Annotated in this window: 1 pseudogene; it reads left to right on the top strand. The window is 62.0% G+C overall.

The window, feature by feature from the left end:
* Positions 1–216 (top strand): annotated as a pseudogene (locus tag CH42_RS16505) (C-terminal binding protein); the annotation flags it as partial.
* Between the last annotated feature and the right edge of the window lie 21 nt (positions 217–237).

The raw sequence follows: 237 nt of genomic DNA, 5'->3' as shown, positions 1-237 counted from the left end.
CACATGAACCGCGCAGGACAGGGGACCATCCTGGTCGCACCCCACCACTTCCCCGATCTCGACCGAGAGAAAGAGATGGAGAAGGAGCTCAACTACGAGCTCGTCGCCGCAAGCGATGTCGATGAGTTCCGTGAGGGCCTCGCCGGGGCTGAGATCGTGATGATTACGCCCTACGCCAAGTTGACGGCGAGCGACGGCCCGACCAGGCAGCAGTGAAAGGCAGTGATTCGCTACGGG

Origin of the sequence: Leucobacter musarum subsp. musarum, assembly GCF_001273845.1 — a bacterium.
GTDB classification, from domain to species: Bacteria; Actinomycetota; Actinomycetes; order Actinomycetales; family Microbacteriaceae; genus Leucobacter; species Leucobacter musarum.
Note: the sequence above shows the minus strand (reverse complement) of the source record. Positions and strands in the feature narration are given on the sequence as shown.